The 13,488-nt window shown below is 48.9% G+C and carries 16 protein-coding genes and 1 rRNA gene; 4 read left to right on the top strand and 13 right to left on the bottom strand.

Features of this window, described 5'->3' with window-relative positions; genetic code table 11:
* Positions 1-52: 52 nt before the first annotated feature.
* Together EDM21_RS22055 and EDM21_RS22050 are read left to right on the top strand one after the other, a co-directional pair.
* Entirely contained in the window at positions 53-796 is a 744-nt protein-coding gene (locus EDM21_RS22055; RefSeq protein WP_157338591.1) for an ABC transporter ATP-binding protein, read from the top strand.
* Positions 793-2,055, top strand: coding sequence for an ABC transporter permease (locus tag EDM21_RS22050; RefSeq protein WP_157338590.1), 1,263 nt, complete (start codon positions 793-795; stop codon positions 2,053-2,055). The genes EDM21_RS22055 and EDM21_RS22050 overlap by 4 nt, the downstream gene beginning before the upstream one ends.
* On the opposite strand, the gene EDM21_RS22045 is transcribed toward EDM21_RS22050, so the two are convergent.
* Together EDM21_RS22045 and EDM21_RS22040 are read right to left on the bottom strand one after the other, a co-directional pair.
* The gene (locus tag EDM21_RS22045; RefSeq protein ID WP_157338589.1) at positions 2,038-2,805 is read right to left on the bottom strand and encodes a TatD family hydrolase; all 768 of its coding nucleotides are present in this window, start codon (positions 2,803-2,805) and stop codon (positions 2,038-2,040) included. The genes EDM21_RS22050 and EDM21_RS22045 overlap by 18 nt on opposite strands.
* Positions 2,806-2,873: 68 nt before the next feature.
* Positions 2,874-4,145 (bottom strand): HD domain-containing protein, encoded by a 1,272-nt coding sequence (locus EDM21_RS22040; protein WP_157338588.1) that lies wholly within the window; start codon positions 4,143-4,145, stop codon positions 2,874-2,876.
* A gap of 344 nt (positions 4,146-4,489) precedes the next feature.
* Between EDM21_RS22040 and EDM21_RS22035 the strand changes: the two genes are divergently transcribed.
* Positions 4,490-4,744: an AbrB/MazE/SpoVT family DNA-binding domain-containing protein gene (locus EDM21_RS22035; protein ID WP_009671874.1), complete on the top strand. Its 255-nt coding sequence runs from the start codon at positions 4,490-4,492 to the stop codon at positions 4,742-4,744.
* Between the two features lie 150 nt (positions 4,745-4,894).
* Here the strand turns inward: EDM21_RS22035 and rsmI are convergent, their stop codons facing one another.
* From rsmI to EDM21_RS21985, 10 genes are all read right to left on the bottom strand, one after another.
* Positions 4,895-5,770, bottom strand: coding sequence for a 16S rRNA (cytidine(1402)-2'-O)-methyltransferase (gene rsmI / locus EDM21_RS22030; protein ID WP_157338587.1), 876 nt, complete (start codon positions 5,768-5,770; stop codon positions 4,895-4,897).
* Complete coding sequence (locus EDM21_RS22025; protein ID WP_157338586.1) at positions 5,748-6,566, bottom strand: tRNA1(Val) (adenine(37)-N6)-methyltransferase; 819 nt, start codon at positions 6,564-6,566, stop codon at positions 5,748-5,750. Before EDM21_RS22025 ends, rsmI begins: the two co-directional genes overlap by 23 nt.
* A gap of 93 nt (positions 6,567-6,659) precedes the next feature.
* Positions 6,660-6,998 (bottom strand): DNA replication initiation control protein YabA, encoded by a 339-nt coding sequence (yabA, locus tag EDM21_RS22020; protein WP_068777590.1) that lies wholly within the window; start codon positions 6,996-6,998, stop codon positions 6,660-6,662.
* A gap of 38 nt (positions 6,999-7,036) precedes the next feature.
* The gene (locus EDM21_RS22015; RefSeq protein WP_157338584.1) at positions 7,037-7,840 is read right to left on the bottom strand and encodes a PSP1 domain-containing protein; all 804 of its coding nucleotides are present in this window, start codon (positions 7,838-7,840) and stop codon (positions 7,037-7,039) included.
* Position 7,841: 1 nt separating this feature from the next.
* Positions 7,842-8,819, bottom strand: a complete 978-nt coding sequence (holB, locus tag EDM21_RS22010) for a DNA polymerase III subunit delta' (protein WP_157338583.1) — start codon at positions 8,817-8,819, stop codon at positions 7,842-7,844.
* Between the two features lie 19 nt (positions 8,820-8,838).
* Positions 8,839-9,285 (bottom strand): YaaR family protein, encoded by a 447-nt coding sequence (locus EDM21_RS22005; protein WP_068777587.1) that lies wholly within the window; start codon positions 9,283-9,285, stop codon positions 8,839-8,841.
* A gap of 68 nt (positions 9,286-9,353) precedes the next feature.
* Positions 9,354-9,683 carry a cyclic-di-AMP receptor gene (locus EDM21_RS22000; protein WP_068777586.1) on the bottom strand — a complete coding sequence of 110 codons (330 nt, stop codon included), beginning with the start codon at positions 9,681-9,683 and terminating at the stop codon, positions 9,354-9,356.
* 19 nt (positions 9,684-9,702) lie between these two features.
* A complete protein-coding gene (tmk, locus tag EDM21_RS21995; protein WP_166542132.1) occupies positions 9,703-10,368 on the bottom strand; it encodes a dTMP kinase in 666 nt (221 codons plus the stop codon).
* 70 nt (positions 10,369-10,438) lie between these two features.
* Entirely contained in the window at positions 10,439-11,935 is a 1,497-nt protein-coding gene (locus EDM21_RS21990; RefSeq protein ID WP_157338582.1) for an aminotransferase class I/II-fold pyridoxal phosphate-dependent enzyme, read from the bottom strand.
* Positions 11,936-12,044: 109 nt separating this feature from the next.
* Complete coding sequence (locus tag EDM21_RS21985) at positions 12,045-12,230, bottom strand: sigma factor G inhibitor Gin (protein WP_068777583.1); 186 nt, start codon at positions 12,228-12,230, stop codon at positions 12,045-12,047.
* A gap of 208 nt (positions 12,231-12,438) precedes the next feature.
* Between EDM21_RS21985 and EDM21_RS21980 the strand changes: the two genes are divergently transcribed.
* Entirely contained in the window at positions 12,439-12,954 is a 516-nt protein-coding gene (locus EDM21_RS21980) for a hypothetical protein (RefSeq protein WP_166542131.1), read from the top strand.
* A 256-nt stretch (positions 12,955-13,210) separates the two neighbouring features.
* Here the strand turns inward: EDM21_RS21980 and rrf are convergent.
* Positions 13,211-13,327, bottom strand: a 5S ribosomal RNA gene (rrf, locus tag EDM21_RS21975).
* Positions 13,328-13,488: the final 161 nt, after the last annotated feature.

Here is a 13,488-nt window from a genome sequence, read left to right as displayed (position 1 = left end):
GTTTCACTGATCGAAAAGCGCTACTATCGATGAGAAAAAAGCAGGTGAAAGCATGAATCCCATTCTTGACATCTCTAAACTCAGCGGAGGTTACCTCCCGGGCAAACCCATTATCCGCAACCTGGATATCCGTGTCGGAGAAGGTGAAATGGTCGGCCTGATCGGACTCAACGGTGCGGGTAAAAGCACGACGATCAAACACATCCTTGGCCTATTGAAACCGCAGGAAGGATCTGTAAGAATCGGCAATAAAACGTTAGAAGAAGACCCGCTCGGCTACAGGGCTTCCTACTCTTTTGTACCGGAATCGCCTGAACTTTATGATGAACTTACTATTGAAGAACACCTGGAACTGACTGCCATGGCTTACGGTGTCTCCGATGCGGAATATCAGGCACGCTCACAGAGGCTGATGGACGAATTCCAGATGCAAGCCAAGCGTACCAGCTTCCCGAGTCAGCTCTCCAAAGGCATGAAGCAGAAGGTCATGATTATGAATGCCTTCCTGGTGAAACCGTCTCTGTACGTCATTGATGAGCCGTTCTTGGGTCTCGATCCGCTAGCCATGCGTTCGCTGCTCGATATGATGGATGAGTTCAGGAAAGAAGGGGCCAGTTTTCTCATTTGTTCCCATATTCTGGCGACTATCGAGAAGTACTGTGACCGGTTCGTAGTGCTTCATCACGGTGAAATCCTGGCGCAAGGAACGCTTCTTGAACTCCGGCAGCAGACGGGTCTGCCTGAAGCGACACTGGACGAGTTGTTCTATCACTTAATCCGGGGGAATCCGGCATGAAGCACGCTACAATTGCGCATCCGGGCGGAACCGCCAGCGCCGTCCGACAATTATGGAAGCGCAGATTCGACCAATACCGCAAGGAAGCTTCCGGGTACTGGGCCTATGTCGCAAGAAGCCAGTTTTTCGGCTTTCTTTTCCTTCTTTTTATTGTTTCTTCCTATTACTATGCAAAAACCCTGGATCAGCTTCCGACAACTTTCCCTTACCTGTGGATTGTTCTGGTTCTCCTTATTCCCGCTCTTTCGGCAGGCTCTGTACGAACGCTGTTGAAAAATGCGGACCGGGTTTTCCTGCTCCCGCTTGAACCTGTCATGAGCGCGTTTTTCCGTCCCGCATTCCGCTACAGTTTAATCATCCAAAGTTTGCGGGGCATCGTGCTGACTCTGGTCATTTGGCCGCTCTATAAGCACTGCACCGGGGAGAATGTGCAGCCCCTTCTGCTGATGCTTTTGTTCATTCTTCTAATAAAAACAGCCAACCTGCTTGGATCGTGGCAGGAAGGCCGCTTCTCATCGCCCGGATGGCGATTGCTGTCGCAAGGGTACCGCTGGCTTCTGACGGGAGTTGTTCTTTACGTGTTGTTCGGCAAGGGACCATTTATAGGAGGCATCGTTCTGCTCGCCGCTCTCCTTCTCTGGATCCTAATCTATAAACTGCTGCCCGGACGCCAGGCTCACGGAGTCGCGTGGGACTTTTTGATTGATAATGAGAGAAGACAACAGCACAGGCTGTATTTATTCTTCAGCGGATTTGCCGATGTCCCCCAACTGCCTGTCCGGGTCAAGCAGCGGAGAGCGCTGGCCGGTATAACTCGTCTATACCGGTTCAAGCCTTCGTCTCTTTATCTGTATCTGTTTACCAAAACATTCGTCAGGTCTGAGCTGCTGGGAATTGTGGTCCGCATCACTTTGATTGCCGCTTTGGTTATACTCGCCGTTCAATCGGTCGCGGCGGCAGCCTTAGTCAGCGCTGCGGCCATGTTCATTACCCTGATGCAGCTCACATCCCTGGAGCAGTCCCACCGGTATACCTTCTGGCTGCAGACCTATCCGGTCAACGAGCGGATGAAAATCGGTGCTGTACTCCGGATTGTGGCCGCAACCTTTACGGTCCAAGGAGTTATCCTCTCCCTGCTGATGCTGCTAAGCGGAGCAGGTGTATACTCGGCAGCGCCGCTGGCCGCTCTTGTAGTGGGGCTTCTGCTGTGCGCAACCGTCATGAAGCGCAAATTCACCGCTTCATTTGAGACCGAGTAGACGCACCGCGTTCTCTGTAGTCGCCCCCGCCAGCTCTTCGAGGCTCATGCCGCGAAGTTCCGCAGCCGCTTCGGCTACCAGCCGCACATAGGAAGTCTCGTTGCGCTTCCCGCGAAAAGGATGCGGAGTGAGATAAGGCGCATCCGTCTCGATCAGCAGGCGGTCGAGCGGTACCTGCTGCAGGACTTCCTTCGGCTGCTTCGCATTCTTGAAAGTAATCGGGCCACCGAAGGAAATATGGAAATTCATATCCAGACACTGCTTCGCCGTTTCCCAGCTGCCTGAATAACAGTGCATAATGCCGCCGACTTCGGCGGCTTTTTCTTCCTTCAGAATATCCACAATATCCTTATGAGCATCCCGGTTGTGAATAACAATCGGCAGGCCAACCTTACGGGCAAGACGGATCTGTTCACGGAAGACGCGGGCTTGTACATCCTTGGGAGAAGTGTCCCAGTGATAGTCAAGACCGATTTCCCCTATGGCAACGACTTTCTCATGTTTGCATAACTCTTCGATCCACTCCAGATCACCAGGCTTCATATCAATAGCATCGGTCGGATGCCAACCCACGGTTGTCCAGATAAAATCATATTTCTCGGCAAGTGCGATAGAGGAGGGAATTGTCTCCCGGTTAAATCCCACATTAACAATGCGTGTAACCCCATTCTCCCAGGCACGGAGGATAGCCTCATCCCGGTCTTCGTCAAAAGCCTCGTTGTTCATATGAGTATGGGTATCCGTCAACATAACTTAACAGCTCCTCTAATCTTATTCGTTGGTACATTATCTCTTCTTACATATGAACATATCTTCTTTCAACCGAACAGTCTCCGCCTTAGAACGTCTACCTTAGGACCGCCAGTCTCAAATAATTCAACCGGATAATAGATACGATGCTGGCCCATATGAAGTCCAGAGATCGACTTGACGATTTCGGAACGCTCTGTAATTTCACTCAATCTGTCCTGGCTGTCCAAAAGCAGGATCGGAAGCTTATCATCTTTGCCGAATCCCGGTCTGTATACGTCATAGGATTGATCGGAAGGAAAGTCCATCTCCATATAATAGTTAGGATCAAGTCCCGCTTCCTCCAGCGCATCCTGAAAGTCCGTCAGCAGACTAATTTCCTGCTCATCCACTGAGGTGAATTTAAACAAACGGCGGTGCAGGAATCTTCCCGAAAGATCTGCCAGTACGGGGTTTTTTTCTAAAGTCCAATACATCAGTACCGTTTGCATCAAAGACTCATCCAGCAGGAAATAATCAGATAAGGACAGTTTACCCTGAAACAGATGAAGAATCGGCTCCGGCATAAATTCAAAAGAATAGCCCTCTTCAAAAAGCGCCTTAGCGCATTCCAAAGCTTTACCAAGCAAAATTTCCGCACTGCGGGTGACAGGGTGAAAATAAACCTGCCAGTACATCTGATAGCGGGACATCAAATAGTCTTCAACCGCATGCATTCCGCTTTCTTTCACGACAATTTTCCCCTGATACGGACGCAGAACCCTTAATATTCTCTCCAAATCGAAAGTGCCGTAATTAACCCCTGTAAAATAAGCATCCCTGAGCAAATAATCCATACGGTCCGCGTCAAGCTGGGAGGAAACCAGGCTGGTTACAATCTCACGGCGATACGTCTTGCATATAACACCGGCTACATCATGAGGAAAGGTTGGCGACACTTGTGAAAGCACTTTGTTAACATCCGTATCTCCTAGAATAATCCGGCACGACCAATTTTCGTGATTCGTTCCGAATACTTTCTCTATGGAGTGCGAAAAGGGCCCGTGTCCCACGTCGTGAAGCAGTGCTGCACACAGACAGAGCAGCCTTTCCTCCGCCGGCCAGTCAGCGTACTGGTTTCGTTCGAACTGAGAAATAATCTTTCTCGTGATCTCATAAACCCCAAGCGAATGTGAGAACCTGCTGTGTTCCGCCCCATGAAAGGTCAAAAAGGAGGTGCCGAGCTGCCGAATCCGCCGAAGTCTCTGAAATTCCTTGGTATTAATTAAATCCCATACGATCCGGTCCTGCACATAAATATACTTATGGACGGGATCTTTGAAAACTTTTTCTTCTATCATCCATTTTCGACCTCCTTTTTCGACATTTAAGCATCAAATCAGATCAGTTTTAGTGGTATTTTGTCGAATAATGTTTTGTTTCGATTTCCAGACAGGATCTACTTTGTCGCACAAATAAATCCTTTGTCAAACTAAGAAAATAAAATAATTTTCAAAAACCCACTTATTTCTCACGAATAAAGAAGGATTTCTGCAATTCACAAAGAATTCATTAATTATAAAAACTGCAATTAGAGACCAATTTTGGGTTGACTATTTTGGGAACTCTTGGTATCATGAATATCGAAAACAATGTCGAATAATGACGATTAATTATCCCAGTAGATTGGAAGGAGCTTTCATATATGATGAAGTCCACAGGTATTGTAAGAAAAGTTGATGAATTGGGTCGTGTCGTAATCCCGATTGAATTGCGCCGTACGCTCGGTATCGGAGAGAAAGACGCGCTTGAGATTTATGTAGATGGTGAGCGCATCATGCTTAAGAAATACGAGCCTGCTTGTATCTTCTGCGGAAACGCGGAGAACGTAACGTATTTCAAAGGAAAAATTGTTTGTCACGAATGTTTAAATGAAATGCCAATACCTGTGACAAAATAAGAAAAATAGTATATAATAAAAACTAGTAAAGTTCCTTTTGGTAATTCTAACCTTTTTCATATCTCCTCTACGTCTCTAAGACCGGTAGCTCTGCTCTCGGACTTAGAGACCTTTTTTTGTTCATTAGCAGATAGAGGAGAGCTGGAATCTTCACTCCCGCAACAGTTCGTTATATACCTCCCGTTTGGGCAGGCCGCGATCGGATGCGGTTTTCTTGATAGCATCCTTCTTGCTCAATCCCTGCTGAACGTAATGCTCGGCGTGATCCTCTAGCGACAGCTCCTGCCACCACGCCGCTTCCGCCTCGTCCGCTTCCGCCTTGCTGCGCCCCTCGACCAGCAGCACGTATTCCCCCTGCGGCGGATGTTCGCCCAAATACTCCAGCGCCTGACTGACGGTGCCGCGCGCGAATTCCTCGAAGCGCTTGGTGAGTTCACGCGCGAGGCAGACCTGGCGGTCCCCCCATACTTCGAGCATTTGCTCGAGCGTACGCATGACTCTATGGGGGGACTCGTAGAACAGCAGCGTGCCTGGTGCCGGTATAAGCCGGGTCAATTCCCGCTGCATGTCTTTCTTCTCCCGGGGCAGGAATCCGATGAATGTGAATTCATCGGTCGGAAGCCCGGATGCAATGAGCGCAGACAAGGCCGCATTCGCGCCCGGGATCGGCACGACCGTGATGCCGGCTTCGATTGCCAGACGGACAAGGTCATGTCCGGGATCGGATATCGCCGGCAGCCCCGCATCGCTGATGAGTGCGATAGTCTGTCCCTCACTCATCAGTCTGATCAGCTCAGGCCCGCTCGCCTGCTTGTTATGCTCGTGATAACTGACGAGACGGCCCGGAATATCGAAGTGGGTCAGCAGCTTGCGGGATTGACGCGTATCCTCGGCTGCGATGAGATCCGCTTCCTTCAGCGTACGCACCGCCCGGTACGTCATATCCTCCAGGTTACCGATCGGGGTACCGACCAGATATAAAATCCCCGGGTCATTAAGGGCTTCATAGCTTTTCTGTATTTGCATGGTTAGGGTCCTCTATCCTCGGTTTCTTCATTACAGTATCCGTGTTATCCAAGTGACTCTTCTCTCCATAAAATACCGAATGGAGTTCGCCGCAATATTTGCCGTCCTTTCCATGCACGATAAGCGGAGGCAAAGTCTTTAAATCGGGTTTGCCGTCCCGGATTCCTTCAATTAATACCATCATAGCTTCTTCACCCTGACGCGGATGAACGAAACGGACACGCTTGGGCTCAACCCGGTATTGTCTCATCAGCGCAACAATGTCCACAAGCCGATTCGGGCGGTGGACCATCGCCATCTTCCCCCCAGGGCGCAGCAATTTGGCCGAAGCCGCTACTACATCTTCGAGTGTACAGAAAATCTCGTGTCTGGCAGCAGCTACATGCTGATTTCGGTTTTGCTCTCCAGCTGGTACAGGCAGATAAGGGGGATTTACCGTCACAAGATCATATTGTGAGGCGCCTAATGTGCGATGAACATTTTTCAAATCCCCGTGTATCATATGAAGGCTGTCTTCAAGCCGATTCAACTCAATATTGCGCCGGCCCATATCGGCTAATCTCTCCTGAATTTCAACCGCCCAAATCTTTGCCTTGGTACGCGTAGTCAGCAGCAGCGGAATAACACCATTGCCCGAGCACAAATCTACAATTTTACCGCGCGGCGGCACCGAGCAGAATCGTGCAAGCAGAACAGCATCCAGCGAGAATGCGAATACCTCTTCACTTTGAATAATCCGCAGATCGTGGGTGAGCAGGTCATCAATCCGTTCCGTATTTTGCAGTACAACCTGCATATATAGATCCTCCTTAATCGTGTTTCTTCTATTTAAAAGGTACACATGGATATGGAAAAAACCGTAGAGAAGATAACCTCCCTACGGCTCACGTTATTTATTTAAGAAAGACAGGCAGAACAAACAATCTCCTTCCGTCCGCAAATGTCCGTAATAGACGTTGCAGATGTGAAAGCCTTCATAATACAGACGGGCCAAATTGTCGTACCCTTCCCCAATCACCGGCTCTATGCCCTTCTCAGGTTCAAGTTCCACAGGTTCAGCATCCCCCTGTTTGAGCAGTTTGCGCAGCTGCTGATTCTCCATCGTTAGCCGTTGATTCTCTTCGAGCAAAGTAATGATGGTCTTCTTCAAATCTCCCAGTTCAGCATGCGCTTTACCGATCTGCTCTTCCAATCCATCGATTTGTGCAAACATTTCGTGTTTCTCCACTGTCTCACCTCAAGTAACGCTTCCCGCTTCCGTTAAACTTAATCTTGCTCCGCTACATCGTCAAAAGGCAAATCCATAATCTTGCCAATATCGTAAAGCTGGACTTTGCAAGTTCTTTCGTTCATGTTCAGCGACAGTACTTTACCATTTCCAAGCGAGGTAATGACAAAAGTTCCTACGGCAGGCACACTGTCTTTGGCGCTCTCGTAGTTGTCATGTTCGAACTTCAGGCAGCACATCAGACGTCCGCATAAGCCTGAAATTTTGGTAGGATTCAAAGATAAATTCTGATCCTTCGCCATTTTGATCGACACCGGTTCAAAGTCGCCCAAGAAAGACGAGCAGCACAGAATTCTTCCGCAAGGCCCGATTCCGCCAAGCATCTTGGCTTCATCCCTGACACCGATTTGACGGAGTTCAATCCGTGTTCTGAAAATACTGGCCAAATCTTTGACCAGCTCGCGGAAATCGACTCTTCCCTCCGCAGTAAAATAGAAAATAATTTTATTGCGGTCAAACGTATATTCCACATCAACCAGCTTCATTTTGAGCTGATGATCCTTAATTTTGTTCAAACAAACACCGAATGCATCTTTAGCGGCTTTCTTGTTCTCTTCCACTAGCTCAGCGTCCGACGGATTCGCGATCCGTATTACCTTTTTAAGAGGAAGAACAACATCGTTCTCCTGTACCGTTTTCTTACCGATGACCACTTTGCCGTACTCAATACCTCTCGCGGTTTCTACAATTACAGCATTCTCTTGTTCCACAGGAAGGTCAATGGGATCAAAGTAATACACCTTGCCCGCCTTCTTAAAGCGGACACCTACGACGGAATACATGTTACACCCCCTGTATGTCCACTAACATTTTCTCAACAACCAGCTGAGGATTGGCATTAAAACGAAGGCGCTTCTGCAACTCCACCGCCCTTGCCATCAAGCGGACCCAGTCTTCGGTCTCCCGCTTAAACGACAGGGATGCCATCCAGTCTAATTGGTCGGTATATACGAAATTTTCCTTGCGTCCAATCCGCAGGGAAACCATGTCTTTCAACCATAAAATCATAAGATCAAAGAGCAGAGCCGTATGTTCGGCCAGCCCGGCTTTCATCCATTTCTGCTGCAGCGTTACAAAGGAAGACGGATAGCGTGTGAGCGTTTCCCTCAACAATTGTATCATTGTGCTGCGTATTTCGGCAAACCCATTCTTTCCAATTAATTCTTTAGCCGCCTGAATTCCGGCAGTCAAATGTATCGCGGGCTGAACAAGCGCAGCAGGGTGGCCCTCTTCAAGAAGAATCCGAGCCATGTCCGCACGAGGCATAGGCGTGAAAGAAATCCATTGCGAGCGCGATTGGATCGTCGGCAGCAGGGCATGTCCATTCTCTGTAATAAGAATAGCCACCACTTTCGAGTTGGGTTCCTCTAGAAATTTCAGCAGACTGTTGGCCGCCTGAACGGTCATCTTCTCCGCTTGATTCATGATATAAATCTTCGTACCTGAACCGGAAGAACGATAAGCGAATTTTTTCTGGAGTTCGCGGATCTGATCAATCTTAATAGAAGCGCCATCAGGCTCAATGGAATAAAGATCCGGATGATTGCCATGCTCCACCTTACGGCATTCCAGACATTCACCGCAGGCGTCATCCGTCAGTTTGGTGCAATATATGGCTTTGGCGAGCACAAGGGCGGTTTGTTTCCTTCCCGTACCCACAGGCCCGCTAAATATATAAGCATGCGATATTCTATCCTGCCGCAAGCCGCTTTGCAATATGCGTTTGGCCGTTTCTTGGCCTGGGATCGTTTGAAAAGACATTTGTATACGCTCCACGGTATTAAAATAATAAGTGGATCAGCATGCCTCTTATTTCGCCGATGCGCTGGAGAATTTCCAGACGGCCTTGTTCAGTTTCCAGCAGTTCGTCAGCCATTGCCAGCAGTGTACTATCCGCTTCTTCAAGCAGTTTGTACCGCTTGGTACGTCCGCGCCGGTCCCAGCCTCGCGTATCCCGTAAGGTTACGCCCTGGCGGGCCGTCTCTTCCAGAAACTGTTTGATGAGAAGTTTATACTGTCTCAGCTCACGAAGTGTCATGGATCTGGAAAGCCGGTCACCCTGGAGCCCGATTTGTTGAAGCAGCCGGTTTAACTGCTCCATAGTGACCTTTTCATCCTGTTTGAGCATAAAGGCAGAAAAATCTTTGGGAGGCGACTGCAGGGGAGGCGCCGAATCCGTAACTTTAACGTTCTTGCCGATCGGATGCCAACCCGGATTGATTTTCAACGAGATGCTCCCCTTTACCTTTTATTACATGGCCTGTGCTTCACTATACGGGACAAGCCCCTTTCGGATCAGTAATGCTCGAAACGCTCCACCGGAAGCAGGAATACAGCTGCGCCGCCGACCTGCACTTCAACCGGGAACGGAATATATGAATCTGTCGTGCCACCCATAGGCGATACAGGTGTGACGAGCTGATCGCGTACTTTGCAATTTGCTTTAATCACTTTAAAAACTTCCGGCACCCGTTCATCTTCGATCCCGATCATGAACGTTGTATTGCCTGCACGGAGAAATCCTCCGGTACTGGCCAGTTTAGTCGCACGGAACCCCTCTTTGATCAATGCATTGGATAGACGGTTGCTATCTTTATCCTGAACAACGGCGATTACGAGTTTCATCGCAGATCCCCCTCTTTTATTATACCTCAGGCTGTGGAAAAAAGACACGATCTAACAGTTCATTACAGTCCCGTAAAATATCGGCCGCTATTTCGTCTTCCGAACGATTCGCATTGATAAGCCGTATACGATCCGGGTTTTCTTCAAGAAGAGTCATAAAACCATCCCGGACGCGGCTGTGATACGTCTCGCCTTTCAGCTCAATCCGGTCAAGCGCCTCACCGCCGATGGCTTGAGCCCGGCTGTATAGGCGCTGTAAACTGGTCTCAACCGGCACGTCAAGCAAATAAGTGCGTGTCGGTTTCAATCCGCCGGTCGCGAAGGTATTGATTGCGGCCACCTGCTCCACATCCAAACCAAGACCATGAGCCTGGTAGGCGATGCTCGCATCGACGAAGCGATCGCAGAGCACAATACGATTTGCTTCAAGAGCCGGAATAATAAGCTCACGAACATGCTGAGCCCTGGAAGCTGCGTAGAGCAGAACTTCAGTCTGATCTTTCATCTCTGTATGCTCCGGATCAAGAATCAAGCTGCGGATTTTGTCGCTGACTGATGTGCCTCCCGGTTCTCGCGTTACCACAATATCATATCCGAGTTTACTCAACGAATCGGCTAACCGGCGCAGCTGAGTTGTTTTGCCGGATCCATCCGGACCCTCAAATGTAAGGAATATATCTTTCACTTTACCCTCCTAAAAATATAAACGAAACCAACCTGACGGTCGGAAGTTAATCTATGGTGTTTGCAGCCTTCTATTCCGGGCTCTCTTGCCTAACCTTCAGGTATCCTCTCATGACTTCAACACTTCCATGAAACCTCGCTCCTGATGCTACGAGCTTTTTGAGCTTATCTGCCGTTTCTTCCGTAATAATCTCCCCTGGATATAAAAGTGGAATTCCTGGCGGGTAAGGAATCACCATCTCAGCGGAACGTTGCCCCGTGGAATCATCTAGGGAAGCCAGGACGACATTCTGTTCTTGGTTATTAGTAAAAAGTGGACTGCCCATCGGAACAGGCTTGGAAACGGAGTAAAGGAGAGGCTTATACATACTATTCGGGCTGGTGTCCCGAAGTTCCTGCCTTTCAATCAAGTAACGCGTTGAAATGCTTCTGCAAACGTCCAGAGCTCTTTGCGCATCCTCAAGTGACGTAAAGATCGTCAATAAGAGAAGAACATATGCCCCCGAAGCGAATTCTACGTAGCAGCCCGCCTCTTCCAGCAATTCCTGAAGGTCCGTGCCTGTGAGAGTTCCAGTTGAATCGTATAGGGTTATCTTAAAAGGATCCAGACTATCGTAAGCTTCAGGAGCAACAGGAGGTTCGAGAACCTTTAGACCATGCACCGAATGAATACCGCTGCACAGCAACTTTACTGCATCTAGTCCTTGATTAATAAGCTCTCTTCCGCAGGTATGCATCTGCTTCCTCGCTAAATCAAGGGATGCAAGAATCGGGTACGAAGGGCTCGAGCTTTGCAGCATTGCCAGCAGCGTCCGTATCCGTCCGCGGTCCATACGGTCCCCCTGCAGATGCAGCATCGCTCCCATCGTCATCGCACTGAGCATCTTATGCGTGGACTGAACCACCGCATCTGCTCCGCTTGCCAGTGCGGACTCCGGCAGCTCCGGGTGAAACCCGTAATGCGCCCCATGGGCTTCGTCTACCAGCAGCGGGATGCCCCGGCTGTGCGCAAGCTCCGCATAGGGGCGCAAATTCACTCCCATCCCATAATAGTTGGGATTGGTCAGCAGCAGCCCCTTGGCCTCCGGGTAGCGATTCAGCGCGTCTTCGACATCGCACCATCTCACGGAGGCCGGTATTCCGCTATCCCCGTCTAGTGCCGGGGATATAAAAACCGCGTGCGCGCCAGCCAGCATTAATCCGTGAAGCACGGATTTGTGTACATTGCGCTGCACGAGGAGAATGTCGCCAGTCCCGCACAGCGACATGATCATCGCCAGGTTGCCGACCGTGCTGCCACCGACGAGGAAGAATGTCTCATCCGCCCCGAAGCAGTCTGCCGCGAGCTCCTGCGCCTCGCGGATCACGCCTTCCGGCTGATGAAGATCGTCGAGCCCGCTGATCTCGGTATAGTCGAGCGCCATCAGCGGCTCAAAAAAAGAAGCGGCCGCCGGGTCCGCTCCTCTGCCAGATTTATGGCCGGGCACATGAAAACTCGCCGGCAATTTATCATAATGCTCCCTCATCCGCTCAAAAAGGGGAGCTTCATTACGCTTTTTATTCGACATATCCAAGCATCCTTTAGACCTGTATAATCTCTATAAATATAGAAGTAAGTCAAGCATACCTGTCTGCCTGCGATGAATCAAGTCAAACCATCTCTACATAGTCAGATACTTAAGCATTTTTCTTATAAAATATCTGTTTTAACTGCCGGATAAAGAAAGAATATTTAACATCCAGCACATCCGTATGTACAATTTCAGATTCGCAGGCTTCACAAATAAATTCCGATACAATCTGGATGCCTTCTTGCTTGGTTTCGCCGCACACGATACATTTAGGTTGAACGGATTCTTCCATACGGATCACCTCTACTCTTTTTTCTATTAAGCAGTATGTCCGGTTTACGATATTTTTAGACAAGATAGCCGGATAAACTCACATGTTTCCGCGCTTACCGGCCTAAAACCTTCAAAAGAACATCCCGGCCACCGATATAGCTAATAGAGAACATTCCCCACTGCGTCTTCTTTTGAGAGATTAGCTTATCTTACGGAGGTTTATCTTTGTGAAAAATACATCATCCAGCGATGCGGTCATTTATACCTACACCCTACTTCGACGAATCCCGCATCATTTCCTGCTGCTCGGCGGTTATTATGCTTTTGCCGTGGTCTGGGGAATTAAAGCTGTATTAACAGGCAGCCTCCTGTCGCTTATCTTCGGGTATCTCTTTATTCAGTTGCTGTATGCCCTTGTCATTCGGGGTTATCTTTATTTTGTACGCAATGCCGGCCTTCAAGGCTGGTCGTACCGGCTGGCACATCTGTGGACCGGATTTATTCCGTCCCAATATGTAATGCTTCGAACTTTTATCCGGCTTCATCTTCATCTGCTTGTATCCGGTTGTGCCGGAATTCTGCTGCTTTACCCTTGGCTTTCTGCCGATTCCATATCGAATTTTTTATTTGTGCATCTTTGGATCATGGGCGGGCGATTCTATCTGTTCTTTATGTTCCGAAAAGAGTACAAAATCGGTTGGCTGCGATTGCGTTCAAGTGAAACATCCTGTTACAAACAATAAAACTTCTTTAGAAAGCATCAGGCTGAAGCAGCAAAAGCCTGATGCTTTTTCATTTTCAAGTGCCGGTATAAACGTATAAAGTAAGCATTATTCCCGTTCATACTCCTTGGCAGATAAATCTCCCTATTACAACGTAATTACAAACTGTATGTGCATTAACATTCCGTCAATCTAGTGGAGCAGCCCAATCGCAATAACCTTTATTGCAAAACAAAAAGCCTTCTCGAACTTTCGTTCGAAAAGGCTTTTCTATGTCGCTTGGCAACGTCCTACTCTCCCAGGACCCTGCGGTCCAAGTACCATCGGCGCTGGAAGGCTTAACGGTCGTGTTCGGGATGGGTACGCGTGGTTCCCTTCCGCCATCGTCACCAAACAGGATGTTCCGAAGTGTTAGAGACTTCGAAAAACGCAGCATCTCCTTGCGGACATACCACTCATTTCAGGGTTGTACCCTGAAAACTAGCAGCGAAAGATGTAAAAGATCCATCCAAAGATCTTGTGGTGCACCGCCTAAGCGATGCTTCCGATGACGGC

The sequence above is a fragment of the Paenibacillus lutrae genome (assembly GCF_009757775.1).
Classification (GTDB): domain Bacteria; phylum Bacillota; class Bacilli; order Paenibacillales; family NBRC-103111; genus Paenibacillus_F; species Paenibacillus_F lutrae.
Note: the sequence above shows the minus strand (reverse complement) of the source record. Positions and strands in the feature narration are given on the sequence as shown.